This is a genomic window from Sphingopyxis sp. Root154 (assembly GCF_001427105.1).
GTDB lineage: Bacteria > Pseudomonadota > Alphaproteobacteria > Sphingomonadales > Sphingomonadaceae > Sphingopyxis.
The window spans coordinates 1646593-1671848 of the sequence record NZ_LMGI01000002.1; the positions used below are offsets into that span (position 1 = coordinate 1646593).

General features: G+C 64.8%; 23 protein-coding genes and 1 pseudogene. 9 read left to right on the plus strand and 15 right to left on the minus strand.

The features are described 5' to 3' along the window. The first annotated feature begins 263 nt into the window (after nucleotides 1-263). From ASD73_RS22805 to ASD73_RS13575, 5 genes are all read left to right on the plus strand, one after another. On the plus strand, nucleotides 264-866 hold the full coding sequence (locus tag ASD73_RS22805; RefSeq protein WP_156377382.1) for an NADPH-dependent FMN reductase: 603 nt from the start codon (nucleotides 264-266) through the stop codon (nucleotides 864-866). Next, nucleotides 863-2119, plus strand: a complete 1257-nt coding sequence (gene ribB, locus ASD73_RS13560; RefSeq protein WP_082521613.1) for a 3,4-dihydroxy-2-butanone-4-phosphate synthase — start codon at nucleotides 863-865, stop codon at nucleotides 2117-2119. The genes ASD73_RS22805 and ribB overlap by 4 nt, the downstream gene beginning before the upstream one ends. After that, the gene (locus ASD73_RS13565; protein WP_056372942.1) at nucleotides 2058-3281 is read left to right on the plus strand and encodes an acyl-CoA dehydrogenase; all 1224 of its coding nucleotides are present in this window, start codon (nucleotides 2058-2060) and stop codon (nucleotides 3279-3281) included. Before ribB ends, ASD73_RS13565 begins: the two co-directional genes overlap by 62 nt. Before the next feature lie 87 nt (nucleotides 3282-3368). Next, complete coding sequence (locus ASD73_RS13570; RefSeq protein ID WP_056372943.1) at nucleotides 3369-4565, plus strand: acyl-CoA dehydrogenase family protein; 1197 nt, start codon at nucleotides 3369-3371, stop codon at nucleotides 4563-4565. Between the two features lie 2 nt (nucleotides 4566-4567). Continuing rightward, entirely contained in the window at nucleotides 4568-5677 is a 1110-nt protein-coding gene (locus tag ASD73_RS13575; RefSeq protein WP_056372944.1) for an acyl-CoA dehydrogenase family protein, read from the plus strand. Nucleotides 5678-5811: 134 nt separating this feature from the next. Here the strand turns inward: ASD73_RS13575 and ASD73_RS13580 are convergent, their stop codons facing one another. The 6 genes and pseudogenes from ASD73_RS13580 to ASD73_RS13605 form a co-directional block, all read right to left on the minus strand. Continuing rightward, nucleotides 5812-6033, minus strand: coding sequence for a DUF2274 domain-containing protein (locus tag ASD73_RS13580; protein WP_056372945.1), 222 nt, complete (start codon nucleotides 6031-6033; stop codon nucleotides 5812-5814). Then, nucleotides 6030-7256 carry a TrbI/VirB10 family protein gene (locus ASD73_RS13585; RefSeq protein ID WP_082521536.1) on the minus strand — a complete coding sequence of 409 codons (1227 nt, stop codon included), beginning with the start codon at nucleotides 7254-7256 and terminating at the stop codon, nucleotides 6030-6032. Before ASD73_RS13585 ends, ASD73_RS13580 begins: the two co-directional genes overlap by 4 nt. After that, nucleotides 7253-7720 (minus strand): annotated as a pseudogene (locus tag ASD73_RS13590) (TrbG/VirB9 family P-type conjugative transfer protein); the annotation flags it as partial. The pseudogene ASD73_RS13590 and the gene ASD73_RS13585, both read right to left, overlap by 4 nt. 311 nt (nucleotides 7721-8031) lie before the next feature. After that, on the minus strand, nucleotides 8032-11241 hold the full coding sequence (locus ASD73_RS13595; protein ID WP_056372947.1) for an error-prone DNA polymerase: 3210 nt from the start codon (nucleotides 11239-11241) through the stop codon (nucleotides 8032-8034). Continuing rightward, a complete protein-coding gene (locus ASD73_RS13600) occupies nucleotides 11238-13058 on the minus strand; it encodes a DUF6504 family protein (RefSeq protein WP_082521537.1) in 1821 nt (606 codons plus the stop codon). The genes ASD73_RS13595 and ASD73_RS13600 overlap by 4 nt, the downstream gene beginning before the upstream one ends. Then, entirely contained in the window at nucleotides 12967-13749 is a 783-nt protein-coding gene (locus ASD73_RS13605; protein ID WP_200934964.1) for an ImuA family protein, read from the minus strand. The genes ASD73_RS13600 and ASD73_RS13605 overlap by 92 nt, the downstream gene beginning before the upstream one ends. Nucleotides 13750-13879: 130 nt before the next feature. On the opposite strand from ASD73_RS13605, the gene ASD73_RS13610 reads away from it, so the two are divergent. Beyond that, the gene (locus ASD73_RS13610) at nucleotides 13880-14500 is read left to right on the plus strand and encodes a retropepsin-like aspartic protease family protein (RefSeq protein ID WP_056372948.1); all 621 of its coding nucleotides are present in this window, start codon (nucleotides 13880-13882) and stop codon (nucleotides 14498-14500) included. Nucleotides 14501-14531: 31 nt separating this feature from the next. On the opposite strand, the gene ASD73_RS13615 is transcribed toward ASD73_RS13610, so the two are convergent. Then, the gene (locus ASD73_RS13615; RefSeq protein ID WP_056372949.1) at nucleotides 14532-15011 is read right to left on the minus strand and encodes a DUF1810 domain-containing protein; all 480 of its coding nucleotides are present in this window, start codon (nucleotides 15009-15011) and stop codon (nucleotides 14532-14534) included. Then, the gene (locus ASD73_RS13620; protein ID WP_056372950.1) at nucleotides 15008-15625 is read right to left on the minus strand and encodes an SOS response-associated peptidase; all 618 of its coding nucleotides are present in this window, start codon (nucleotides 15623-15625) and stop codon (nucleotides 15008-15010) included. Before ASD73_RS13620 ends, ASD73_RS13615 begins: the two co-directional genes overlap by 4 nt. A gap of 55 nt (nucleotides 15626-15680) precedes the next feature. On the opposite strand from ASD73_RS13620, the gene ASD73_RS13625 reads away from it, so the two are divergent. Next, nucleotides 15681-16193: an SOS response-associated peptidase family protein gene (locus tag ASD73_RS13625; RefSeq protein ID WP_235534399.1), complete on the plus strand. Its 513-nt coding sequence runs from the start codon at nucleotides 15681-15683 to the stop codon at nucleotides 16191-16193. A 62-nt stretch (nucleotides 16194-16255) separates the two neighbouring features. Then, entirely contained in the window at nucleotides 16256-16783 is a 528-nt protein-coding gene (locus ASD73_RS13630; protein ID WP_235534400.1) for an alpha-ketoglutarate-dependent dioxygenase AlkB, read from the plus strand. Between the two features lie 565 nt (nucleotides 16784-17348). Here ASD73_RS13630 and ASD73_RS13635 read toward each other — a convergent pair. From ASD73_RS13635 to ASD73_RS13650, 4 genes are read right to left on the minus strand one after another with little or no spacing between them, the layout of a single operon-like run. Next, nucleotides 17349-18440 carry a hypothetical protein gene (locus ASD73_RS13635; RefSeq protein ID WP_056372952.1) on the minus strand — a complete coding sequence of 364 codons (1092 nt, stop codon included), beginning with the start codon at nucleotides 18438-18440 and terminating at the stop codon, nucleotides 17349-17351. Continuing rightward, nucleotides 18437-19048, minus strand: a complete 612-nt coding sequence (locus ASD73_RS13640) for a hypothetical protein (RefSeq protein WP_056372953.1) — start codon at nucleotides 19046-19048, stop codon at nucleotides 18437-18439. Before ASD73_RS13640 ends, ASD73_RS13635 begins: the two co-directional genes overlap by 4 nt. Next, nucleotides 19048-21009, minus strand: coding sequence for a hypothetical protein (locus ASD73_RS13645; RefSeq protein WP_056372954.1), 1962 nt, complete (start codon nucleotides 21007-21009; stop codon nucleotides 19048-19050). The genes ASD73_RS13640 and ASD73_RS13645 overlap by 1 nt, the downstream gene beginning before the upstream one ends. Nucleotide 21010: 1 nt before the next feature. Next, nucleotides 21011-22351 (minus strand): hypothetical protein, encoded by a 1341-nt coding sequence (locus ASD73_RS13650; protein WP_056372955.1) that lies wholly within the window; start codon nucleotides 22349-22351, stop codon nucleotides 21011-21013. A gap of 108 nt (nucleotides 22352-22459) precedes the next feature. Between ASD73_RS13650 and ASD73_RS13655 the strand changes: the two genes are divergently transcribed. After that, complete coding sequence (locus tag ASD73_RS13655; protein ID WP_156377383.1) at nucleotides 22460-22840, plus strand: hypothetical protein; 381 nt, start codon at nucleotides 22460-22462, stop codon at nucleotides 22838-22840. A gap of 147 nt (nucleotides 22841-22987) precedes the next feature. On the opposite strand, the gene ASD73_RS13660 is transcribed toward ASD73_RS13655, so the two are convergent. The 3 genes from ASD73_RS13660 to ASD73_RS13670 all read right to left on the minus strand — a co-directional run bounded on the left by ASD73_RS13660 (nucleotide 22988) and on the right by ASD73_RS13670 (nucleotide 25244). Beyond that, entirely contained in the window at nucleotides 22988-23644 is a 657-nt protein-coding gene (locus ASD73_RS13660; RefSeq protein WP_056372957.1) for a hypothetical protein, read from the minus strand. Continuing rightward, nucleotides 23641-24030 (minus strand): hypothetical protein, encoded by a 390-nt coding sequence (locus ASD73_RS13665; RefSeq protein ID WP_056376077.1) that lies wholly within the window; start codon nucleotides 24028-24030, stop codon nucleotides 23641-23643. The genes ASD73_RS13660 and ASD73_RS13665 overlap by 4 nt, the downstream gene beginning before the upstream one ends. 284 nt (nucleotides 24031-24314) lie before the next feature. Beyond that, nucleotides 24315-25244, minus strand: a complete 930-nt coding sequence (locus tag ASD73_RS13670; RefSeq protein ID WP_056372959.1) for a HEPN domain-containing protein — start codon at nucleotides 25242-25244, stop codon at nucleotides 24315-24317. Nucleotides 25245-25256 lie beyond the last annotated feature (12 nt).

Sequence of the window (25256 nt, forward strand, 5' to 3'; positions counted from 1 at the left end):
CGCCGCCCCTGGACGCAGTCGGCGCCGCGGGCACTGCGGGTCGGCGCACCCTGAAAATCATCCGCCTGCCGAAGCATCCCAACCCGAAAATCGCGCATCCGACGAGCCATACTGCGGCCGTTGGAAGCCGGTATCTCTCCGAGCCTGGGCCGCGGTGCCAGGCGCCGAAGACGGCCCGGTGCGCGCCGCCAAGTTTATTCATGTTGACTAACTTTGGTCAGATGATCATATTCTAGCGAAAGTACAAGGTCAGGAGAGGTGAGATGAGGGCTGTCGATTCGAGAGATATGCGACGTCGTCCGGTCATCGTGGGCATCGGCGGTACGGTCCGGGCGGGATCGAGCACCGAGCTCGCATTGGTCGAGGCGCTGCGGGTCGCTGCAGAGGGCGGCGCGGACACGAGGCTCCTCGGGGGCGCCTTTCTGGCGACGCTTCCGGTGTTCGATCCCGGCCCCGCGGGTCCGACTCCCGGACAGCTCGAACTGGTGGCCGCGCTGGCTGACGCCGACGGCGTCATCGTCGCCAGTCCAGGTTATCACGGCGCGATTTCGGGGGTGATGAAGAACGCGCTCGACACGCTCGAACTTGCCCGCTCGGGCGAGCGGCCCTACCTCGCCGATCTGCCGGTGGGCATCATCATCACCGCCGGTGGCTGGCAGGCCGCCGGCACGGCCCTGGTAACGATGCGGACGATCGTCCATGCCTTGCGCGGCTGGCCGACGCCGTTCGGCGCCGCGCTCAACACCAGCGAGGGGCTTTTTGCCGAAGACGGCCGTTGCCGATCCGAGAAGGACGGCGCGCAATTGGCCACCGTCGCGGACCAGGTGCTGGGCTTCGCCCGCATGAAGCAGGCAGTCGCAGCATGACCGCCGCGGCACGGAACAGCGCCGCATCCCCGGCCCGGGAATCCGCCAAAGTGACGCCGCTGCGCTCGAGCTATCTCGCCTCGCCGGAGGACATCATCGAAGAGGCGAAGAATGGACGGATGTTCATCCTCGTCGATGACGAGAACCGCGAGAATGAGGGCGATCTCGTCATTCCGGCCCAGATGGCGACCCCCGAGAAGCTCAACTTCATGGCAAAATACGGCCGCGGCCTGATTTGCCTGGCTTTGACCAAGGCGCGCGTCGACGACCTCGGATTGGGCCTGATGAGCCGCAACAACGGCACGCGGCACGAAACGGCGTTCACCGTCTCGATCGAGGCACGCGAAGGCGTAACAACCGGCATATCCGTTGCCGATCGTGCGCGCACCGTGGCCGTCGCGATCGACGCCACGAAGACGCAGGATGACCTAGTGACGCCCGGTCACGTCTTCCCGCTCGTGGCGCGCGATGGCGGCGTCCTGGTTCGCGCCGGACATACGGAAGCGGCCGTCGACGTCGCGCGCCTTGCCGGCCTTAACCCTTCCGGGGTGATCTGCGAGATCATGAATGACGACGGCACCATGGCGCGTCTCGACGAACTCGTCGCTTTTGCCGCGCGCCATTCGCTCAAGATCGGAACGATACGCGACCTGATCGCCTATCGCTGCCGGCACGATCATCTGATCGAGGTCGCCAGCGAAGCGTCGTTCGCGAGCCGCTGGGGCGGCGACTGGAAGGTGCGCGCTTACCGTAACAAGGCAACCGGCACCGAGCAGATCGCACTGGTCAAGGGCCGGATTGATCCGTCTGCCCCGACGCTTGTCCGAATGCACGCGCTCAGCCCCTTCACCGACATGTTCGGCGAGGACACAAGCCGCGGACACATGTTGTCGCGCTCGATGGAGATGATCGCTGAACATGGCAGCGGTGCCGTGGTTGTCATCAACCGCGATCGCGCCGGCCCGTTCACGACCGCGGTGAAGATGAAGGCCGGCGAGCCTATCGAATTCGATATGGAAGAACTGCGCGACTATGGCGTGGGCGCGATGATCCTCGCCGATCTGGGCGTGCAGGACATGGTGCTCCTCACCAACACGCATCATTCGCTGGTCGGTCTGGAAGGACATGGCCTGCGGGTGATCGAGGAGCGGGCCGTCGAGATCGCGGAGCGACCATCCGGGCCGAACGACCATGCCCCCGCCGGGCAATCCGACACCGTCATGGAAAGGAAACAAGCAAGTGCAAGCCTTTGACTGGACAGACCCGCTGCTGATCGACGAGCTGTTGACCGAAGAGGAGCGCATGGTCCGCGACACGGCGCGGGCCTATGCACAGGATTGCCTCGCGCCGCGTATCGTGGACGCGTTCCAGAACGAGCACACCGATCCGGCGATCTTCCGCGAGATGGGCGAGCTGGGTCTGCTCGGCCCAACAATTCCGCAGGCCTATGGCGGCGTGGGGGCAAGCTATGTCGCCTATGGGCTGGTCGCCCGCGAGGTTGAGCGGGTCGATTCCGGCTATCGCTCGATGATGAGCGTCCAGTCGAGCCTCGTCATGTACCCCATATATGCCTATGGCTCGGACGAGCAGCGTCAAAAATATCTTCCCAAGCTTGCGAGTGGCGAATGGATCGGCTGCTTCGGCCTGACCGAACCCGATGCCGGCTCGGACCCGGGCGGGATGAAGACGAAGGCGGTCCGAACCGGCTCGGGCTATCTGTTGTCGGGCTCGAAGACCTGGATCAGCAATTCACCGATCGCCGACGTCTTCGTCGTCTGGGCGAAATCGCAGGAGCATGACGGCGCGATCCGGGGCTTCGTCATCGAAAAGGGGGCGAAAGGTCTGTCGGCTCCCAAGATCGAGGGCAAGCTGTCGCTCCGCGCCTCGGTCACGGGCATGATCGTTCTTGACGACGTCGAAGTGGGCGAGGACGCGCTGCTGCCCAATGTTCAGGGCTTGAAAGGGCCGTTCGGATGCTTGAACCGGGCGCGCTACGGCATCAGCTGGGGCAGCCTCGGAGCCGCCGAGTTCTGCATGCACGCAGCGCGGCAATATGGCCTCGACAGAGTGCAGTTCGACAAGCCGCTGGCCGCCAACCAGCTGTTCCAGAAGAAGCTCGCCGACATGGAGACCGAGATTGCACTTGGTCTGCAGGCATCGCTCCGTGTCGGTCGCCTGATGGACGAGGATCGCTTCGCACCCGAAATGATCTCGATCATCAAGCGCAACAATGTCGGCAAGGCGCTCGATATCGCGCGCGCCGCCCGCGACATGCATGGCGGCAACGGCATCTCGGGCGAATATCATGTGATGCGTCACCTGATGAACCTCGAAACGGTCAATACCTATGAGGGCGCTCACGATGTGCATGCGCTGATCATCGGCCGAGCGATGACCGGAATCGCCGCTTTCTGAATTTTCGCCGCGGCGCAGCCGCGCCACGCCCATTCGCGGCTGCGGGCAGAGCGCCGGCACCGCGCGAGACTGTTCGAGGAGTGACCAATGGATTTGCAGTTCAGCCGCGAGGACGAGACCTTCCGCGAGGAAGTTCGCGCCTTCCTTCAGGACAATCTTCCGCCCCGCCTCTCGGAGAAGGTGCGGACGGGCAAGCGCCTGACGAAGCAGGACATGGAGGAGTGGCATGCCATCCTGAACGGCCGGGGCTGGCTCGCCAACCATTGGCCGGCGGAATATGGCGGCACCGGCTGGAGCGTCACCCAGAAATATATCTTCGAGGTCGAAGTCGCGCTCGCCAACGCGCCGCGCATCGTGCCGTTCGGCGTGTCGATGCTTGGGCCGGTCCTCATCAAATATGGCAGCGAGGAGCAGAAGCGCTACTGGCTCCCGCGCATCCTCGACGGCAGCGACTGGTGGTGCCAGGGCTATTCCGAGCCGGGAGCGGGCTCGGATCTGGCCAGTGTCAAGACCACGGCCGTGCGCGATGGCGACCATTATATCGTCAATGGCCAGAAGACCTGGACGACGCTCGGCCAGTACGCGAACATGATCTTCTGCCTTGTCCGCACCAGCAGCAGTGGCAAACGGCAGGAAGGCATCTCCTTTCTTCTTGTCGACATGGCGACGCCGGGAATCGAAATCCGTCCGATCACCCTTCTCGATGGCGAGCAGGAGGTGAATGAGGTCTTCTTCACCGATGTCCGCGTCCCGGTCGCGAACCTCGTCGGCGAGGAGAATAAGGGCTGGACCTACGCCAAATTCCTGCTGACCTACGAGCGTACGAATATCGCAGGCGTCGGCGGGTCGATGGCGGCCTTCGAGCAGCTTCGCCAGATCGCGGAAACGCAGCGCAAGGGCGGCCTGCCGCTTGCCGAAGACCCGTTGTTCGCAGCACGCCTCGCGCGGCTCGAGATCGAACTGGAGAATATGAAGACCACCAACCTGCGCGTCGTCGCGGCGGCCGGCCACGGCGCCGCCCCGGTCGCCGAAAGCTCGATGCTGAAGATCCGCGGCACCGAAATCCGACAGGAGATCGATGCCCTCGCGCGGCGCGCGCTGGGACCCTATGCCCAGCCCTTCGTTGCGGAGGCGCTCGAAGAGGGGTTCAACGGCGAACCCGTCGGTCCCGGATATGCAGCCTCGGTGACCCCCCGTTACCTCAATGATCGCAAGCTCTCGATCTTCGGCGGCTCGAACGAGGTGCAGCGCGAAATCATTACCAAAGCAATCCTGGAGCTCTGACGATGGACTTTAATCACAGCGAAGAGCGGCAGATGCTTGCCGACACGCTCGCCCGATATCTGATGCAGCGTTATGGAATCGAAGATCGGCACCATATCAGCGCGTCCGACCGCGGCTGGTCGAAAGAGCATTGGGAAGCCCTGGCCGAACTCGGGGTCGTCGGGGCCTTGTTCGGCGAGGCCGAGGGCGGCTTCGGCGGGGGCGGTTTCGATATTGCCGTGGTCTTCGAGCAGATCGGACGCGGGCTCGTCGTCGAGCCTTTTCTTGGCGCGCTGATGGGCGGCCGGCTTCTGTCGCGCGCCGGGGCCTCGGTCGATCTGGTCGAACGACTGATCGGGGGCGACATGACGATCGCCTTCGCGCATCAGGAGCCGTTGGGGCGTTACGATCTCAAGGACGTCGGCACGGTCGCGCGCGCGCAAGGCGACATCTGGGAGCTGACGGGCGACAAGGCGGTCGTCCCCCAGCTCGGATCCGCGGATGCCATTCTCGTAACAGCGCGCATCGAAGGCGCCTCGGAGACCCAGGCAATCGGCCTCTTCCTCGTCGAACCCGGCACCCCGGGCGTCGACATCCGGGACTATCCGCTGATCGACGGCGGCCGCGCCGGCGAACTGGGATTGCACGCAGCCGCTGCGAGGCTTCTCGCGCGCGATGCTCTTCCCCTCGTGGAGGACGCCGTCGCGACGGGTCTCGTGGCGCTTTGCTGGGAGGCAGTTGGTGTCATGTCGGTCCTTCGCGACGCGACGCTCGATTATCTGCGGACACGCCAGCAGTTCGGCGCACCGATCGGCAAGTTCCAGGCACTCCAGCACCGGATGGCCACGGTGGCGCTCGAGATCGAGCAAGCCCGCTCCGCCGCGATCAACGCCGCCGCCGCGCTCGACGGTCCACGAGACGCGCGCGAACGCAGCGCCTCGGCCGCGAAATACACGATTGGCCGAGTCGGCACGCTCGTTGCCGAGGAGGCGATCCAGATGCACGGCGGGATTGGCATGACTTGGGAACTGCCGGTCTCGCACTATGCGAAGCGGCTCACCTTGATCGGTCACCAACTCGGCGACGAGGATCATCATCTCGAGCGCTTCATTACGCTCGGTCGCGCGGCGTAGCGATTATCATATCATCTGGTCGCTCGGCGCCGGGCGTCAGGCAAAGACATGATCGCGGCGAAACGCTGGTCGTCAGTTCATCCGCCGGTCGAGGTCGCCCTCGCCCGTCAATGCTCCCGCATGACCGCTGAGCCTCAACGCCTGCGCCGCTCGGTCGCAAAGCCCCGATCGGTCGCCATGAACCGTTCAATCATTGGAACGGCAATCTTCTCGGGCGGCAAGGGTTCGGGGAGGCCGTTGGCCTTCGCATGCACCTCGGCATAGGCGATCAGTTCGCGATGAAGCGCGCCGGGCAGTTCGATGGCGAGCTTCACGGGCTTGTCGTCGGCGACCGGGCCGAGCCTGAGTTTGGTCATGTCGCTCCTCCTTGGGGCTCGAGAATTAGGTCGCGGGTCACCAGCACCCGGAACGCGAAACCAGGGCGGATCGTGAGGGTCGGCGGGATGTTCATCTGGCGCTCAACGAGCCGCCGCCCCGACTGGTTGACCGTATCTTGCGACCCGTCGCGAAGCGCGCGCACGATCGCGTCATCGCCATCCGAGCCAAGTTCAGCGCCAACCCCGAGCAAGGTGGAGATCAGCGCCGCGCGTAGCATGGATCCCCAATGATGATCGGTGCGGTCGGCGAGGCCCGCCATGCCGCGCGCGTCGGCGCCAGGCTGACGCTCAAGCCGTATCGAGCGACCGCCAGGCAAGATCAGTCGGTCCCAAGCCAGCAGAAGCCGCTCCTGCCCCGCGGCGATCTCGCTGTCATAGTCGCCGACGAGGCGCGCACCCTGCGGGATCAGCAGGATGCGGCCGGTCGGACTGTCATAGACATTCTGCGTCACCTGCGCGGTGACCTGCCCGGGAAGGTCGGAGCGGATGCCGGTGATCAGCGCGGCGGGGATGACGCTCCCGCTCTGGAGGATATAGGGAGAGCTGGGTCCGACAATGCGTTCGGGACTTTCGTTCGGTTTGCCGGCGCCGCCTTCGAGAAAGGCTCGGCGCGCCGCGTCGGGACTCCGCTTACCGGCGACCGGCGCCGGCGCGGCCACGGCAGTCTCTGTTGATCCGCGCAGCGCCTCGGCCATGCCTGCACCCGCGGACCCTCCGCCAAGAAAGAGACGACTGGCCGTGGCGGCTTCGCGCTCCTGTCGCGCCCGGTCGCGCGCCTCGTCGGCGGGTGAGCGTGTGCCAGGCGACGGACTGCCCATTGCGGGCACAGGGACGCTTTCGCCATCGCGCTGCGCTGCGACGATCGGCCTGCCGAGATCGCCGGGAAGCGGCGGTCCCAGCTTCGGCACCTTACCATAATCGGCGGGCCCGCCTGTCACGACCTCGGCGCGGTTCGCGGTGTCGGCCGAATAGAGATTCTCGGCCGTCTTGGACGGCGAGGGTTGCAGGGCCCAGAGCAAGGCACCGCCGATCGCAATCCCCCCGGCTGCGCCGATGGTCGCCAGCGTCTTGCGCGACAGGCGCATCACCTGCGGCGCTTCACCGCGCAAACGGAAGGCGTCGGGTTCATGCGGTGCCGCGGCCCGATCGTCTCCGCCCGGCACCTCGGCGGACAGGACGGCCTGATCCTGCCGCTCGGTCATGGCCGGCTCCGGCGGCGCGGCGTCTCGCGCTCGACCCGGACGGTGCGCGCCTGTTTCCCGGCGCCCAAGCGAAGCTCGCCGCGCTCGAACAGGCGATCGACGATCATGTAGCGCCCCTGCACCCGGTAGTTGACGAGTTCGGCTTCGCCGCTGCTGCCGATGACGAATAGCGGCGGCAGGTCGACCGATGCGATATCCGCGCCAAACTCGATGAAGAGCTGGCGCGTGTCGTCGAATGCGCGCACCGGACGCCAAGCGACCTTGTCGCCCGCAATCCGGTAGCGGAAGTTCAGCGCCGCCAGATCGATCGCCCCGGCAACGGGCGCGGCGCGCGCCGCTTCGGCTTCGGCGACTTGCATGGCGATGAGCTCGTCGGCGGGATAGGTCCAGGAGACCGACGCCATATAGGATGCAGCGGTCGCGCGCAGTTCGACATGATAGGTACGCCGGTCGGTGTTGATGACGGGTTCGCTGTCCTTCACCTTGCGACCGTTCGGGACGATCGCGATCGGCGCGGTGACCATGAGGGTCGCGAGCGTACCTTCGAAGCTGCCGTCATCCTTGACGGTGAGATTTGCGATGCTTGCCATTTGAAGTCTCCTTAATTGCTCGGGGACCGTCCCCGATGGCGCCAGAAGAAGGGCCCGCGAGCCGCCGTCACCGAGCGCATGCGAGGGCGAACCCCCGCAGGGGGTTGACGGCACGAGGCGAGCTGAGGCCCGCAATCAGGCAGCCAATGAGGGAAAGGTTCAACGAGCCAGGAGACCCATGGCTATCAGTGGAAATCATGGCTCCGGATGCGTAGCAGCGCGTCGCGGGAGTCCGGTCCGCCTCCGTTCCGCGCCCCATCCCCGCGTCCAGGCGCAATGGAGACGTCGCCCTGCGCGATCGACCGCAACATTGGGTCATGATCGGTAATCCGGTCGCAGATGATGTGAATGACCTCGCCTTCCTTCTGAAGCCGGCCGCGCATCGCAATCATCGAGGCCGACATGACTTGGCGCCTGTAGATATCGAACCGGTCGGGCCAGAGGATACCATTGGCGATCCCCGTCTCGTCCTCGATCGTCACGAACAGGACGCCTTTCGCCGAGCCGGGCCGCTGCCGCACGAGGATGACGCCGGCGACCTCGATGTTGCGCCCGTCGCGAATCTGTCCGAGATCGGCGCAGCGCACCATCCCCATCGTATCAAGCTCATCCCGCAAGAAACTCAGCGGATGCGCGCGCAGCGATAGCTGCAGCGTGCGATAATCCTCCACCACCTCGCGCCCCTCGGTCATTGGCCGAAGCGAGGTCGCGGGTTCGAGCCCCTCGGGCGAGAAACTGGCCTCGCGAGCATCCGCCGCCGCGAACAGCGGCAGCGGATGCTCGCCGAGACCCCGCACCTTCCAGAGGCCCTGTCGCCGGTCTTCAGCGAGGCAGGCGAAGCCGTCGGCTTCGGCGATCCGTTCGATTGCGGCACGCGGGACCCCGGCGCGCCGCCACACATCTTCGACGCAATCGAAAGGCATATCGCCGCGCGCGCCGACGATTGCGGCGCCATGGACGTTGGCGAGGCCGCGCACCTGCCGGAAGCCGAGACGAACCGCGAGATAGGGCCCTCCGGTCTCTTCGAGCGTGCAATCCCAATGGCTGTCGTTGATCGAGACAGGGCGCACTTCGACGCCATGCTTGCGTGCATCGCTGACGATCTGCGCGGGCGCATAAAAGCCCATTGGCTGCGCGTTCAGCAACGCAGCGCAGAAGACGTCGGGATGATGATGCTTCATCCAGCATGAAGCGTAAGCGATCTTCGCAAAGCTCGCGGCATGGCTTTCAGGAAAGCCGTAGCTCCCGAAGCCCTCGATCTGCTTGAAGGTCCGCTCGGCAAAATCCTTCGGATAGCCGCGCTCGATCATTCCGCCGACGAGCTTGTCGTAGAAATGGCTGACACCGCCGGTGAGCTTGAAGGTCGCCATCGCGCGGCGAAGCTGGTCGGCTTCGGCGGGGGTGAAACCCGCGCCGACAATCGCGACCTTCATCGCCTGCTCCTGGAAGAGCGGCACGCCGAGCGTCTTCTCGAGCACGGCGCGAAGCTCGGGCTTGGGATATTCGGGCTGCTCCTTGCCCTCGCGGCGGCGAAGATAGGGATGGACCATGTCGCCCTGGATCGGGCCGGGGCGCACGATCGCGACCTCGATCACGAGATCGTAGAAGCACTTCGGCTTGATCCGCGGCAGCATCGACATCTGGGCGCGGCTTTCGATCTGGAAGACGCCCAAGGTGTCGGCCTTCTGGATCATGCCATAGACCGCCGGATCATCGTCCTGCAGGTCGGCCATGCCGACCGAAATCCCCTTATGCTCGGCAAGCAGATTGAAGGCGCGGTTCATGCAGCCGAGCATGCCGAGGCCGAGCACATCGACCTTCATGAACTTGAGGACGTCGATATCGTCCTTGTCCCACTCGATGATCTGTCGGTCTTCCATCCGGGCGGGCTCGATCGGCACAAGATCGTCGAGCCGCTCCTGCGTCAGCACGAAACCGCCGGGATGCTGCGACAGATGCCGCGGCGTCCCGATGAGCTGCTGCGCGAGATCGAGCGTCAGCCGCAGCCGATGATCGTCGGCGTTGAGGTTGAGGCTCGCGATCTGCTCGTCGGGGATGCCGTCGACCGACCAGCCCCAGACGAGGCCGGTCAGCATCTTGGTGAGGTCGCGCGGCAGGCCGAGCGCCTTCCCCACCTCGGCGACCGCCCCGCGGGTGCGATAACGCGTCACCACCGCGGTGAGTGCCGACCGATGCCGCCCATAGGTCTCGTAGATCCACTGGATGATTTCCTCGCGCCGCTCATGCTCGAAGTCGACGTCAATATCGGGCGGCTCTTTGCGCTCGCCCGACACGAAGCGCTCGAAGAGCAGCTCGTGCTTGATCGGGTCGATCGACGTCACGCCGAGCAGGAAGCAGACGCAGCTGTTCGCGGCGCTCCCGCGCCCTTGGCACAATATGCCGCGCCGCCGGCTCTCGGCGACAATCGAATTTACCGTCAGAAAATAGGGTGCGTAATTCAATTCTCCGATCAATCGCAGCTCATGGTCGATCTGTTTGCGATAGGCGGGCGGCACGCCGCCCGGAAACATGCGGGCGGCGCCTTCCTCGGTCAGCGCGGAGAGCGCCTCCTGCGCTGTGCGGCCGGCCATCACTTCCTCATAGGGATATTGGTAACGGATCTCGCCCAGGTCGAAGCGGCAAAGCGCCGCGATATCTGCCGTGGCCTGAATCGCGTCGGGAAACAGCGCGAAGCGGCGTTCCATTTCGGCGGGGGACTTCAGAGCCCGGTCCATGAAACGCTCGCGTTTGAAGCCGAGCGCATCGACCGTCGTTTTCTCACGGATCGCGGTCAGCACATCCTGCAGCGGGCGGCGCTCGGGGGCGTGATAGAGGATGTCGCCCATCGCCACGCAGCGCACGCCCACGCTGCGGCCCAGCGCGTCGAGCGCGCGCAGCCGCGCGAAATCACCGGGCCGGCGGCGGAGCGACAGTGCAAGATAGGCGTCGCGGCCGAACGTCTCCCGCAGTTCGCCAAGGTCGATACGGGTGCGGTCGTCGGCGCCGTCGGGCAGGAGGACGGCGACCAGCCCCTCCGACCATGACACGACATCGGGCCAGTCGAGCCAACAATTGCCCTTCCCGCCGCGCGCCTTGCCGAGCGACAAGAGCCGGGTCAGCCGCGACCAGGCCGCGCGGTCCTTGGGATACAGCAGCAGCGATCGGCCATCGCGAAGATCGACGCGCGAGCCGGGGATCAGCCGGACGCCGGTCGCCTCCTGCCCCGACAGCCCCCGCACCATTCCCGCGACGCTGCCCCGATCGCAGAGGCCGAGGGCCGAGTGGCCCATCAGCGCGGCGGATGCGAATAATTCCTCAGGCGCCGACGCTCCCCGCAGGAAGGAGAAATGGCTCGTCACCTGGAGTTCGACATAGGTCGTGACGGGGGCCGTCATCCAAAGACGCCGTGCATATACCAGCTCAAATCGCCGGTGCGGTCTTCGATTGCATCGCCGCGGCGGAACAACCAGAAACGCTCGCCGGTCTCGGCTTCCACCCGAAAATAATCGCGCACCGCCCACATTTCGCGGGTCGTTCGCCACCATTCGCCATGGATGCGCTCGGGTCCGTCGCCCGCGACGACGCGGTAGGACCGTCCGCGCCACGCGAAGCGGCGCGGCGGATGGTCGGGAAGCAGCGCGACGACGCCCGACAGGGCTTCGGGCCGCGCGAGCATGCGGATCGGCCGCGCCCATGCTGGCCAGCCGGAAGGCTGGGCGAGCGGGCCGGTACGGCCGATCGCGCGTTCGGGCACATCGCTTTCGCGGCCCTCGAGGCGGAACAGCGCGCCCTCTCCAGCGCGCCCCGCGAGCTGATCGACGAGCGGCGCAAGATCGGGCGAACGCGGTCCGCTATCGAACCCCGTGCCGATCACCTCGGCGCCGAGGGGTTCGACCTGCGGCGCGGCAAGCGCCATCGCCTCGATCCCGAGCCCAGGCTCGATCCGGTCGATGCGCAGCCTGAAGAGGCGCACGAGATGCTTCGCGTCGCGCGTCGCGCGCGCGGTGCCGACCGTGACGAGCTGCTCGCGCGCATCGACACGCTCGCAGCGGAGCACCGCCGCGCGAAGGCCGAGCCCGCGCTCCCGGAGGTCGGCAACGAGATCGGCGACGAGATCCGAAATGACCTGTTCGATCGCCTCGGCGGTGACGATCGGTTCGAGCAGCCGGCGCTCGGCGCACGGCATTTCGAAAGGGACGACGGGCACGATCGGCTCGGGCAGAAAGCCGCGCGCCTGGTCGAGCCGCTCGACCGCGTGGCGCCCCAGGCGCCGCGCCAGCGGCCCGCGCGGCATCGGGTAGAGGTCGGCGACCCGCTCGAGCCCGAAGCGCGCCGCCGCAGTAAGCGCCTCGGGCGAAAGCCGGAGTGCGCGAAGCGGCAGCTCGCCCAGCGCCTCCCCCTCCCTTCCTTCCGGCAGGACCATAGTCGCCGGACCGCCATAGCGCGCGAGCGCGTGCGCGGCGCCAGGCGTGCCGGCGATCGCGACGCGCGCGGTGAAACCGAGACGCCGGACGAAGGATATAAGCCGCGCGGCGAAGCGCACCTCGCCGCCGAAGAGGTGCGTCGTGCCGGTCAAGTCGAGCCACAACCCGTCGCTGCCCGACACGGCGGCGGTCGGCGTCCAGTGGCGCACCGCATGCAAGGCGAGCCGATCCAGCCACGCCCGATCGGCCTCGGGCGCAGCGTCATGCACGTCGAGATCGGTGACCAGCGCGCGCGCATGGGCCGCGGCCATGCCGGGCGCGAGCCCGAGATCGAGTGCGAGTGGACAGGCCGCGGTCACGACATCGCGCTGGCCCGTGCGAGCCATAAGGATGGTCGGGCGAGCGCCCCATAGCGGCAGCCGTGGCGGCGCGATGGACGTGCCGGGCGCCGGGCATCCATCATCCGCCCGCGATAACCGAAAGACAGGCGCGGCCGCCTCGCTGCGCCGCCCGAGCTCGCGCATGGTCGGTTGCTGGTGCGCCGGACGCGCATCGACCGCGTCATGGCTCGGCGCGGCCGACGCCGTGTCCCGCGCCCAACGAGCACCCGGACGCCAGCCGCCGCCGCGCGGCACCGAGCAGGTGCCCGGATTCTCGTCGACGGGTTCGGGAAGGCGCGGGCCGAGCCGCGCGGGTTCAGGCGGCGTGCCCGAGCGCGAGATCGGCGCCGCCTGTCGCAACCGCTCGATCGCGAGTTGCGGCAGGAAGAGCGAGGCGACCCTGGTCATCGCACGCCTCCAGTTCGAGGGAGAAAGGCGGCCCGCCGCGCTGGCGCACGAGTTCGACCGACCATCGCCCGCGCCCTACCCCGGGCGTCGATAGCGGGGTAGAAGCAAGGCTGCCGATCCGCCAGCGCGTGCACGCCAGCGACAAGTCGGTGAGCGGACATTGGCCGTAACGGCGATAGCGGCGGTAGAGCAGCATCGGCGTCCCGCCTTCGGAGGCGGCAAGCTGGAGCCGGCGTGTTGCGGTCTGGTCGGCCGCTTTTACCTCGGCGACAACGCAGGCAAGCGACCCGTCGCGCAGCGCGTCCTCGCAAAGGGCCAGCAGCTCGCGGTCGGTCTTGCCTTGCGCATAGAGGACGCGTTCAGGCCCGAGCCCGGCCTGCTCGAGTCCCGGGGCGTAAAGGTCGAACCGTGTCAGCGCCCATAAGGCAGACAAGCCCGGTGCCGCGAAGCGCGCGGCGATCCCCGCCGCGAAAAGCGTTGCCGCTGCATCGTCGCTCCAGCTTGCCGAGGCAGCGGCGACCTCGTGCAGGCCCCCACCGTCGAGCCCGCCGGTGCTCAGCAGATGATCGACCGGTCCGACGCCGAACGGCAGCACCGGTCCGCGCGCCACAGCGACGCGCGCCACGGTTTCGCGAAGCGCTTGAAGCTCCTCGGCGCTCGGCCGGGGCGGTGAAAAAGGCGGTGCGGTCATGATGGTCATCGACTCAGATGTTCCCTATATGTTCCACCCGGAACGAACGTGCGTCAAGCCGTCCGCGTTCCCTTGCTGTGGATCATTCACTGGCGCGTCACCTTCGCGCCTGTAAAAGCGCGCTAATAATATGCCGCTCACCACCGACCTGCCCTGGACCCAGCTTGCGATCTACGCCGTCGGCGCGGCGCTGATCCTGATGTTGCTGTTCAAGATTCCCTACGTCGGGCGGGTCTTTCGCGCGCTTTTCTCCTTCGCGCTGCTCGCCTTCGGCATCTTCCTCATCCTCCAGCAGGCGCCGTTCGATCCCAATCTTTCGCGAATCACCGCAAGCCTCGGTCTCGACCGGCAAGAGGTGGTGGGCGAGGAGGTCCGCATTCCGATGGCCCGCGACGGACATTTCTGGGCGACCGTCCGCCTCAATGGCACCGAGCGGCGCATGCTCGTCGACAGCGGTGCGACGGTCACCGCCCTTTCGGTCGCGACGGCACGGGCCGCAGGCGTCGAGGCTGACGCGACGCTCGTCCCCTTGCTCATGAAGACCGCGAACGGCACGGTTCGCGCCGACGCAGGCACGCTCGACCGGTTAGAAATTGGCGGCATTGAGGCGCGAATGCTCAAAGTCGTGATCTCGCCCGGGCTGGGAGACACCGACGTCCTGGGCATGAATTTCCTCTCGGAACTTCAGTCGTGGCGCGTCGAGGACCGCACTTTGATCCTGACGCCGAAAATCGCCAAATCCGGCGCCTGATGCCGGCCGACAATCGCGCCAACATCGATCGCTAATCTTGCTCAGCCTCATTGTCAGAGTCACCGCGCGGTTTGGCGGGATCAGCGATGGTAAGACCCAGAAGTTCAGCCGTCCGCTCGTCGCGCTGTCCGCCGAACCAGCGGTCGAGCGCCGCCCCGACGAGCGCGCCCGCGCCAACCGTTTCGAACAGCGTCAACGACGATCTGAGCTTTACGGCATCGACATCGCCGAACACCGCCACCGCGTCACTGCCGATCAAATCCTGGAGTGCCGACACGCATTCGACGTAGCGCGTGCCAAGAAGCGGATGCGCCAGATAGGCGCCTGCCTCGACTTCATCGGCAATCGCATAACGCTGCGCCATCGCACTGCGCCCGAGCCCCGCGAGCTGTGGGAAGATAAACCACATCCAATGCGAGCGCTTCTTGCCGCGGCGAATTTCATCGAGCGCGCGGGCGTAAATCTGCTCCTGTGCCACGACGAACCGCTCCAGTCCCTGTGTGTCGCTCATAGCGCCAGCGCGCCCTGCGCCGGCGGTTTGCCGTAGACCTGAGTGACCTCGAGGCTGCCCGCGGGCAGCCATTTGAGGACATCGGCGGCGGGCACGCGCGGGTCGAGCCAAGCGGCCCATTGATCGCGCGGCAGCGGAATGATCTGGCGATGATGATAAGGTGCAATATCGGGCCCTGCGTCCATGGTGAGCAGGCTGAAGGCCTCGCCGACATGGGCATCGCGCCAAATGCCCGCCATGCAGAACCAGCGATGATCCTTCATCGTAAACAGCCATTTATCGAGCCGCTTTTGCGCCCTGTCGGTCGGATCGGTGAATTCGTAAAATCCGTCGCACAGGACAAGGCAGCGATGGGTGCCAAGGTCGCGGCCCTCCGAGCGGACATTATAGACCGGCTTCCCGCCCTGCCCAGGCCAGCTCCATCGCCGGTTGACGAGCTCGCCCATTGCCGAGCCGTCGCTCGCCTTCACGATCGGCCCCATGTCGGTGATGCGAACATCCTCGCGCGCTGGCACGTTCGGCGCGCCCTCGGGCATCTCGATCTTGATCTTGAGGTCGTCGAAATCCTCGGCAATCGAGGCGATGTCGACTTCCAGCCTGTAGTCATTGCACATTCGCATCTGCCCCCTGGCTCTTGCGACTCATCTTCGTTCCTATTATGTTCCACATGTGACCATCGCGCCAACCCCTTTTGATCCCGATGCCCCGGGCGGCGGCGTGACGGCGCTCGTGCGCCGCGACCCCGACAATATGGGCGAAGTCGAAATGGTCAAAGCGGTATGGGGTTCCGATCCGCGGTTCTCTGACGGCATCAATTATCGTTTCGTCCGCTCGGAAGGCCGCGCGTTCCCCAAACGCCGCTGCCTGATCCCGGCGTCCGAGTTCCGCATGGGCACCGGCGACCATCGCTACCGTGTCACGCTGGACAGCGGCAATTTCTTCTATCTCGCCGCGGTCTGGGACCCGCCGCTCGCCGACTGGCCGCTGTCGTACCGCATCCTCACCATCCCCGCCGGCGCCGACGTCATTCCCTACCAGTCACGCCATGGCGTGATCATCGAACGGCGCAATGTCATGCACTGGCTCGACGGGACACTGCCGAACGAGGTGCTATTCGAGGAGCCGCCGCGCCACACGCTTTTCGTCGAACCGCTGCGGGCGCAAACTGCGCTCCCGCTATGACGCGCGGCGCAGCCGCGCGGGCACCGCGGCCCGCGCCCCAAGCCGACCTTTTTGGCATACCCTTGCTTCCCGGCCTCGCCTACGACAACGATGTCGTCACGCCCGCCGAAGAGGCTGAGCTGATTACCAACATTGCAGCCTCCAACCTGACGCCGTTCCAGTTCCAGCAATGGGAAGGAAAGAGGCTAACGCGCTCATTCGGCTGGACCTATGATTTCCAGACCGGTCGATTTGCCCCCGGCGACACGTTGCCGCGCTGGCTCGAACCGCTACGCGCTCGCGCCGCCGCCTTCGCCGGCCTCGATGCCAGCGCGCTCGAGCAGGCCTTGATCATCGAATATGGCATCGGCGCGGGCATCGGTTGGCACAAGGATCGCCCCGTCTTCGAACATGTGATTGGCATATCGCTCGGTTCGCCGGCAGTGATGCGGTTCCGCCGTCGCGCAGGGGAGAAATTCGAGCGCGCAACCGCCGACCTGGCACCGCGGTCGATTTATCACATGCACGGCGAGGCGCGGAACGACTGGGAACACAGCATTACGGCGATGGACGCCCCACGCTGTTCGGTGACCTTTCGCAGCCTGCGCTAGCCACAATGCGCGGCTGACCAAAATTGAACTGATCTCGCCAAAGTCGCTCGATGCTCTCCAGAAAAGACGCGCTCTTGGCGAGCCCGCAGCGAGGCGGCGTGCGATGCGCTCCAGTGCCTAGCCGCCGCCTCGCAAGGAAAGCGAGCCGAGTGCGCCGCGCGGCCCAAAATCAGCGCGACCCCTGGCCGAGCCTGCCGAGGCCAGAGTGCGCCCATCAGATACCGCGCTCACTTGGAAACCTAGCCGCTTGGTGACCGTCCGGTTTCTGGCCGAAAAAAGGGAACCGTGACGGCTGATCGCGCTCCGACACATCTTTTGGCGCTGCCGTACAATTTTCAGTCGGGCCGCGGCGCTATCCGCGCCGTGCGACCCAGGAGAGCTCTTCCTTTCAGGAAATCAGAGATCTTCATCTGACGCCCGCACGGTTTCGATCGAGCGGGCGTCTTTTTTTGCGATCCGCTCGATACCGGCTCGCACTATTAGCTCTACTGCAATTGGCCGGATCCGGACAGACCGCTTTTAGAGATCCCACTATGCAAAGCTGTCGTTGCTTGCCCCGCGCGGTTCAGACGAAGTATGTCTGTCTCGGCTGGAGGAACCATCGCCTCGGCGGCTTGAAGTCGGTGCGGATTGCGGCGTGGTCGGGATTGTATTGTGGGTTGTCGTTCTCAAACCTCAGCGCGTCGGTCTTCGGCAACGAGTCGGCCGGCCCCTTCACGGCGCCACGTCGAGCATCGAAGATGACCAGATAGCCAAGCACTGTCTGCTTCGCCGAGCTGGACTTCTTGAGATCGAGGTAGTTCGCCAGCTGGTCGGCGCCTTCCCTCGCCCGCCCGGCGAAATAATTCGTGTAAGGCGTCGTTGACCCCGGCGCGGTTGAAGCGCGGCCGAGCCACTTGATCTCGATCAGCGCCTCTGCAGGCGTTCCGGTCCAAGCGACGCGTATGTCGACGGGCTTCTCGGCATCCACGGTATGCTCACGCGTGACGTCCGCCCTCCGGAGCATCATGCTCAGCGCCTGGAAGAGCGATTCCCGCATGACGTGCTCGGGCTTGTTGACCAGAACCAGCCGGGGTCCATCTGCCCCACCCTCCCATACCGGCGCCAGTATTTCGCACGCGCTCTCCCGGGCGCGTCGGCCATACCTGTCCAGTGCATCGTCCAGATCCGAGAACGTCGGGTCGGCGAAGGCGCTAGCGGAGAATTGCGACAGCCGGAGCACCGTGACGTCGTTCTGGCCGGCCGCGATCCGCTCGATGCCGGCGCTGCGGTGGTAGACGACAGCATCACCTGCGATCGACAAGTGGTCCACGGCGACTGTGAGCCGCACGAAACGGAAGCTCCGGTCCGGGGCGACGGCAATGAGGCAGTCGCTATCCAGGCATTGCGAAAGTTGGTCGGCGACCGCTTCGGCATCGGCTAGCGAGATCACTTCACCATAGCCCGCAGCCTCGAGCGTCGCATCCTTGCCGCGGACTGGCACTAATAACGTAAGATCGCGCTGAATGAGATCCGGTGGTCGTTCGGCCAGCACGAGCCGCACGCTGTCGAGCAACAAGCGAAGCGCGCTGCCGCCCTCTGCGCCGAAGGCGTCGTTCACGTTCTTAATGTAAGCCGCGGTCATTAGGATCGTGGCGTGGTCGAGATTGACGCTCATGCGGCAAGCTGCTCCCGCGCCTCGAGGACGTAGATCGACAACCACGCAACAGCGGGGGCGAGCAGGTCCGCGCTCTCGCCACCCAGCGCGTCCTCGATCAAAGTGCGCTCGCTGTGGACCCGGTCCAGATAAGCTGGAGTTACTAGCTCACGCGGTTGACCGGATCCACCGGACCCAAGGAGATCGTTGCGCGACGTCAGTGCGTATCGGATCGAGCCCATCGGTAGCGCGAGCGAGCAGTCGGCCGCCGCGTTCAACCAGCGCGAACGGCTTGCGAGAAAGCTAAGCCCCATCAACTCCATCAGCTCGTCGCGGCCGCGCGCCGTGGCGACGAATGTCTCCGGCTCGCATTGCTCGATGTGCCCTTCGCCCGCCAGCTCGATGCGCGCGATCTCGAAGGCCGCGCTATGCGGGAAGCCGCGCGAGGTGAGGGCGAACGCGTATCCCCAATCGGCCAACGGCTCACCCTCGAACAGGGCTAGCAGGCGCGCCAGGTAGCCCAAGAGGTGGAGCTCGCGGGTCGACGCCGGAGCTACCGAACTCGGCACGCCAGCCGCGATCGAAAGGCAGTCGAAATAAGCCTCTATGCTGAGGATGGGAATGGCCATCAGCCCAACGCCTTCTCGATGTCGTCATAAGCCTCGTCGAGCCGCTCCTCCTCCTCCTCCTGAACCTGAGTCAGGCTGGTCCAGTCGGTCATGCGGACTAGCTGCATCCCAGCGCTGGTCCGCAACTCCGCCAAGTTCACCAATAGCGCCGAACTGCGCAGGTTCGCTGTCATGATGATGTAGTTTCCGCTCGCCACGAACGCATCGAACATTTGGCCGGCCTTCGCCTCGTAAGCGATATCGAGCGAGCCCTCCGGCGTATCGATGAGCAGGGTTGACGACCCTATCGTCATGATCTCGGCGATCGCCATCCTCAAGGCGATGTCGATAAAGAAGCGCTGGCTCTCGGAAAGACGCTGCGCGGACGACCGCAGCTGGTCGTCCATCGTCAGCTTGAGTCGGAATCCAGCGACCTCAACACCGGTTCGCTGCTCGAGCTCAACGTCGATCGGAAGACCGATGAATTGCTGCGCGAGCTCGCGGAAACGTGGCACAAAAATGCGCGCTGCCTCGTCGAAGCCAGCCTGCAAGCCTCGCTCGAGTGTGCGCAGCTCCTGGCGGATCGCGTCCCGGTTCTCCCGGTGCGCCTGGGCCTGACGCAGAAGCCGGCCGCGCTCCTCGATCTGCTTCTTAATCTCGCCCGTCGCCCAGTCGCGCCCCTTCAGACGCTCCATTTCCAGTCCATCCCCAGTTTTCTCGAAGAAGGCCTCTAACGCCTGATTGGCGGCAGACACGGCGTCCGCCACGGCCGACCGCGAAGTCTCCAGCCGCGTCCTCTCGGCCAACACTTGCTCCAACTGGCCTCGCAGATCTATCAGCTCGGCGTCGAGCTCCTTCAGCGTCGCTAGCACCTCGTCGGCGGCATCGGCCTCGCCGACCACAGAGCCGCAGAGCGGACACTCCCCCGCCGCAAGGTGAGCGGAGACGACATGGCCCACGGACGTCGTGTGACATATGGCGCACTCGTCCTCGTCGATCGTGGCGCGCACCGCCGGATGGAACGCCACCCCGCCGGCGCGCGAGGCGCGGCTGGCGAAGACCTGACGGTAGCGCGCCTGCCGGTCCGATATCCGTGAGCTTATTTCCGCCCATCGCAGGTCGGCCGACTGGCGATCACGGTCGATCGCGTCGAGCCGCGCTTCGGACGTCGCTTGGTCCTTTTCCAGCGCGTCGCGCTCCGCCATTAATTCGCGCTCGTCGCCCTCTGCCGCCGTCTGGTCGTCATCGAGCAGGCCCTGAAGGCTCTTGATACGGTCAGTGACCGCTTTTGCCATGAACCTCGTGTTACGCGCCCGCGACGACGCGCGCTCCATGTCCCGGGTCAGCTTCGCCGACTTCGTCGCGTCACCCTTGCCGCCGAACGCCAGATACAACGCGTCGGTGATGGCACGATCGTCCCAGCTGATTAGGTGACGTCCCTCGTCGAAGGTGAAGACGAAGTGATAGAGAAATACAAAGCGGTCGAAGCTGGGAACCTGGGAGGCCGCGAGCACCTCGCTCTCGTATCGCTCCTTGAGATCCTCCGACTGTTCCCTGTCGAGCACCTCCACGTCAGCACCCCGGCGAATCTCCAGACGTGACACGCCGCGGCGCTCGAAGATGTCGCGAGTGACGGTGATCGACACGTCGTCCCAAGCCAGCTCAACGACGACGTTCGCGAGCGGACGCCTCAACTCGCTGATCCTACCCGTGAAATATTGGTCGATGCGGTCGCCTCGCGACGAATCTTCTAAATATTCCTCGGGTGACTTGTAGTCTCGCAGCGGGTCCGGGATCGCACCGGTAATCCCATAGTTGAGCGTATTGAGAAAGGTGGACTTGCCAAGGCCGTTCGCGCCCACGAGGCACAGGACCGGACGGTCAATCACGACCGAGGGGTCTGGGTCGACGCGATAAAGGTCGAACGAGTTCAGGCGGACCGAAGCGATGCGCGGCAACCTGTAGGACGGCGTGTGGGTCAACCTACGAGCTCCTCTCCATCACAAGGCAGTGTTCGCGCAGGTCGAACGACCCGCCGTGCTGCGAACTCGTACGCATCGAGCGTATCGCTTCGCTTTTGACCAGCCTGAACCCCAGGCCGGGCAGCATCTCCTCTATGATCCGCGCGACGTCGACGTGCGTTCCGGCATACTGGCTATCGCCGATAGCGCACACCGCGTGCCGTCCGGCCGGCAGGATGCGCGCGAGCTGCGACAGGATGCGGCACATGTCATCGAAGTAGGACGCCACCATCTCGGGAATGCGCCGATTCCAAAGTTCAGCACGACTGGCATCGAGAGCCTCTAACGCCTCGCGCAGCGTCGCCGACCCGCCTGGCGCAGGGGTCGAGCGCCAAGCGATCTGGACATGCGAACGCAGCGTGCTGAGGCGCAGGCGGCGGTTGTCGTCAGCGTTCCGCAAGTAGCCGAGCATCCACAGCTCGATGTTGTATACGTCCGTGTAGTCGAATGAATTCGGATACGGCGGAGAGAAGATCGCCAGGTCCACCGTATCGACCTTTGGTAGCAGAACCCGGGCGTCGCCGCGACGGACATAATGCCGCGAGCCGGCTGGGACCGAGAATCGCGTGAGGTCGGAGACCGCGCTGTCAACCGCGACATCTAGGTCGTCGAGGAGATCGCGCGGGGTGCGCTCCCGCCCCTGCCAGCCACCGCGATATCGACGCCCTTTTCCGTTTATAACAACGTTGCTGTTGTTCACCAGCGTGCTGCCCAAGAGGACGCGGAGGAGCCTGCGCTCGGCCGACGGCACCTTGGCGAGCCCGCGCACCAGCGCCCTGACCGTATCGAACACGTCAGCGGCGAACAACCACCGACCGTCACGCCCCGGCTCACGCATCGTCGCGGGCATGCCCTTGGGCGGCACGCGGTCCTCTGGCAGGATCTCAAGCGACGCGCGGACACGCTCATACTGGCGCAACAGGTCAGATGGGCGGACTGCCGCAACTTTCGAGGCAATAAGGTCGGCGAGGAAAGGATTCACCTCGAGGCTGACGGAGTCGATACCGAGGAAGCCGCAGGTCAGCGCGGTCGTCCCGCTGCCGCCGAACGGGTCCAGCACTCGATCGACTGGGTGAGGCAGCGACGCGATCGTGTCAGCCACGAACTTCGGCGAATAAGCCTCCTTAAAACGGAACCAGCGCTGAAACGGCAGCTGGCCGGTACCCTGGTTCGACGAGGTCGGCCTGTCCTCATCGTAGAGGGAAAGCCAGTCGACGACGTCACGGGACGCCGGTCGACGGCGCGCGAGTGTTCCGGCCCGCCGCACTGTATCCTCTAACGACGCATCCCAGAAGTTCATCATCACCCCTCTATCAGGAAGCGTAGCGTCGCCATCGTTAACAGGCCACCCCTCCCCAGCAATCACATATCACATTTATTTTATGCGACAATGCGCGTAGAGCAGCGCCCCATGGAGAAAGCAACCGATCTGGCTCAATTGGCGGCGATGCTCCGGGCGCCCGGGCTGCCGCCCCAAGTGGTGCTCGCCGCAGAAGCGCGTGTAGACCAGAGTCTGGTGTCACGCGCTCGTGGCGGGAAACTCAAGCGCGCCACGCAGCGGGTTGCCCGCCTCGAGCGCGTCGTGCGGTCGCGGTTCGAGCAACTCGCGCTCGCTGAGCGACTTGCCAGTGAAGAAGGCAAGGGATGCATCAAGCCCCCGGGGCATGCCGAGGTGCTCGAGCAGGTCAGCAGCTACCTCGCCGATGGTCTCGACGGATCCCTGCTGGTCCAGCAACTCGCGGTGCTACGGCGCGCCCAGCGTTCCCGGGCCGGCCGGCCGCCCCTACCTTAATCCTCGAGTCGCGCGCCTTCCCTTTCGGCGCGCTCACGCGGAACAAGCCGCCTCGGTTCAGGCCCAACTAGCCGGTGCGGCTACATCGATGATCGTTCGCACCTGTAAGTCGAGCGTCTGAACGCCCTAGAACTCATTTTTGTCGTCTCACTTGGGATCGGGGGGTCCGTCCAAGTCAAAATCCTGGTCGTCGGTCCCGTACCAACTCGTCGTATCGACCTCGTGCACATCGACGTCTTCAGCGCTTCTTGTCGCGAGATCGAGCGTTGCGGAGAAAGTGAACGGAAAACTCTCGGAGCCAATCTCCTCGCCGCCTCCAGTCTGCAGCGTGACTCCAATAATTGCCTCGCCGGATACCTCAGCAATCGTGCCGCTGATCCGGACAGAGGTTAAGTCAACGGAATCTACGTCATCGATTAGGGTGTGACCGGCGATGTCCTCAACTTCCATCGGCGGATGTTGAACAAGCCACTCGAAGAGCATCCGCTCCACGCCCTCGATTTCAAGCTCCATTTGACGCGGCGGTCGAACCATCACCAGTCGAAATGCCGCATTGTGTCGACGAGCCAATTGCTGTTGTGCAATGAGGTGGTCAGCCCAGCCGGCGGGTGGTGCCGCACCGGCTACTTTAAACTCGTAGAATATTGCTTCGTCACCGCGGCGAGCTACTAAGTCCACGCGATTGTCGTCGATTTGGGCTTCGCGCTCGACGGCCCAGCCGCCGTTGGTGAGATTTACGGCAAGCTCTTCAGCTGCGGCAAGCTCAAGAAAGACACTGCTTATTCCGCGGTCTTCGACATTCATTTCTGTTCTCCAATGCCGAAAACCATCATGGCCGGACGTAGTGGGCCGACCTCGACATAGAGAAAATGGTCGGTGCCCTGCGCAATCGCTGTCGCGAGATGGGGCAGGGCGTGAGCCGGGACGTGCGTTAGGTCCAGTTGCTCGACGCGTAGCGGGCCGCTCGCGCTTACACCGTAGTCGATGACTCCCGAGGTCACCAATCGCACAACATGATCGTCATCATAGGCCACACCTTGCAGCCCATCCAAAACACGCTTGTTCACATTGCCCGCGTCTGCGTCGTTGCTGGGCCTATATCCGGGAACAAAGTAATATACGGTCGCATAGGAGAGTTCGTTCGAGAGTGCGCCTCCGGCCGCTTTGTACAGCCGACTATACTGCGCCATCGCCTGCCCGCCTTTCTTGCCCACTGATTTGTTGGACGTGGGCGGACGCCCAGATGCGACAAAGGCTACCGTGGCCCGCGGGCGCTGCGCTGCTACTGACGTTTGCTTAGTCATAGAATGCGCGTGTCGCGTCAGGCATCACTTGTCGAGAGAGAAGTGTGCGGCCTCTGTTTCGAGATCAAACACGCGATCGTGAGGGCGAGATGGACGGACGACAGCTTTCGGGATCGGCGGGTCAGCAGGCTAACCGCCGATACCAGGCGCGAAGCAGTCGCATGCTCCAACTACCCAGCGGCGCGTGCCGTCTCCTCGAGCTGCGTAATGCGCTCGCTGCAGATGCTCTCCACAATCGCGGCGAGAGCCTCGACGCGGGCGCCCAACCAAGTCAGTTCGTCTTCAGAAATCCGATAATGTTTCGAATATCGGGCCTTGATGTAGGCTTCTTTCAGCTTCTCGAAGCGCGACCGGTCAGCCTTCGTCTCGCGCGGCCAAGCGACGATCAGCCGCGTATCGAGCCGCTCTGCCTGCGTCCTCAAGAACGCCAGATTATGGACGTGCGGCGTGTAAAATGAACAGACTAGCAAAGCGCAGTGGTAATAGCTTTCAACCGACTGATGCAGAAGAAACGCGGCCTTTTTGGTCCATCCGCGCTGCCTTGCGAATGATGCTGTTTCGAAAAACTCCCCGCCGCTGGGATACCACCCGTCGAAATATTCCCGCGCCATTTCCAGCGCCGCATGCGGCATTTTCGGCTGCGGCTCGGGCAATTCATCGTCGACCGCCTGATAAATGGCGATCCCGTCGCACGCGACGTCCATGAAGAAATAGCGCCCCTGCGACAGCCCGGAATTCACCTCGCCGGTGCTATGCACGATGAAGTTTACCGGCGTGCGCAGCGTCTTCGTGACCGACAGCTCGCGGATCAGCCGGTCGTCGAGCTTCGACCAATATTCGACGCGATCGGTCAGGCGGTCGTCGTTGACGATAATCAACAGGTCATAGTCCGACTGATAGCCCTTGGCGGTATGCGGTTCATCGACCCATCCGCCCCGCGCATAGCTGCCGTAGAGGATGATTTTCGAAATCCGCCCCTTGCGCTTCCAGTCCTGCGTCGCGAGCGCCAAGACATCCTCGAATTCTTCGAAGACGATCTGGACGATGCGTTCGAGTTCGCGCTGTTTGTGCGGGGGGAGATGATCGAGATTGCTGCGCATTGCGGTCACCCT

Bases quoted from the DNA above. Each gene is read 5' to 3' on its own strand.
- ASD73_RS22805 (WP_156377382.1), top strand. From the start codon at position 264: ATGAGGGCTGTCGATTCGAGAGATATGCGACGTCGTCCGGTCATCGTG.
- ribB (WP_082521613.1), top strand. From the start codon at position 863: ATGACCGCCGCGGCACGGAACAGCGCCGCATCCCCGGCCCGGGAATCC.
- ASD73_RS13565 (WP_056372942.1), top strand. From the start codon at position 2,058: ATGCCCCCGCCGGGCAATCCGACACCGTCATGGAAAGGAAACAAGCAA.
- ASD73_RS13570 (WP_056372943.1), top strand. From the start codon at position 3,369: ATGGATTTGCAGTTCAGCCGCGAGGACGAGACCTTCCGCGAGGAAGTT.
- ASD73_RS13575 (WP_056372944.1), top strand. From the start codon at position 4,568: ATGGACTTTAATCACAGCGAAGAGCGGCAGATGCTTGCCGACACGCTC.
- ASD73_RS13580 (WP_056372945.1), bottom strand. From the start codon at position 6,033: ATGACCAAACTCAGGCTCGGCCCGGTCGCCGACGACAAGCCCGTGAAG.
- ASD73_RS13585 (WP_082521536.1), bottom strand. From the start codon at position 7,256: ATGACCGAGCGGCAGGATCAGGCCGTCCTGTCCGCCGAGGTGCCGGGC.
- ASD73_RS13595 (WP_056372947.1), bottom strand. From the start codon at position 11,241: ATGACGGCCCCCGTCACGACCTATGTCGAACTCCAGGTGACGAGCCAT.
- ASD73_RS13600 (WP_082521537.1), bottom strand. From the start codon at position 13,058: ATGACCAGGGTCGCCTCGCTCTTCCTGCCGCAACTCGCGATCGAGCGG.
- ASD73_RS13605 (WP_200934964.1), bottom strand. From the start codon at position 13,749: ATGACCGCACCGCCTTTTTCACCGCCCCGGCCGAGCGCCGAGGAGCTT.
- ASD73_RS13610 (WP_056372948.1), top strand. From the start codon at position 13,880: ATGCCGCTCACCACCGACCTGCCCTGGACCCAGCTTGCGATCTACGCC.
- ASD73_RS13615 (WP_056372949.1), bottom strand. From the start codon at position 15,011: ATGAGCGACACACAGGGACTGGAGCGGTTCGTCGTGGCACAGGAGCAG.
- ASD73_RS13620 (WP_056372950.1), bottom strand. From the start codon at position 15,625: ATGTGCAATGACTACAGGCTGGAAGTCGACATCGCCTCGATTGCCGAG.
- ASD73_RS13635 (WP_056372952.1), bottom strand. From the start codon at position 18,440: ATGAGCGTCAATCTCGACCACGCCACGATCCTAATGACCGCGGCTTAC.
- ASD73_RS13640 (WP_056372953.1), bottom strand. From the start codon at position 19,048: ATGGCCATTCCCATCCTCAGCATAGAGGCTTATTTCGACTGCCTTTCG.
- ASD73_RS13650 (WP_056372955.1), bottom strand. From the start codon at position 22,351: ATGATGAACTTCTGGGATGCGTCGTTAGAGGATACAGTGCGGCGGGCC.
- ASD73_RS13655 (WP_156377383.1), top strand. From the start codon at position 22,460: ATGGAGAAAGCAACCGATCTGGCTCAATTGGCGGCGATGCTCCGGGCG.
- ASD73_RS13660 (WP_056372957.1), bottom strand. From the start codon at position 23,644: ATGAATGTCGAAGACCGCGGAATAAGCAGTGTCTTTCTTGAGCTTGCC.
- ASD73_RS13665 (WP_056376077.1), bottom strand. From the start codon at position 24,030: ATGGCGCAGTATAGTCGGCTGTACAAAGCGGCCGGAGGCGCACTCTCG.
- ASD73_RS13670 (WP_056372959.1), bottom strand. From the start codon at position 25,244: ATGCGCAGCAATCTCGATCATCTCCCCCCGCACAAACAGCGCGAACTC.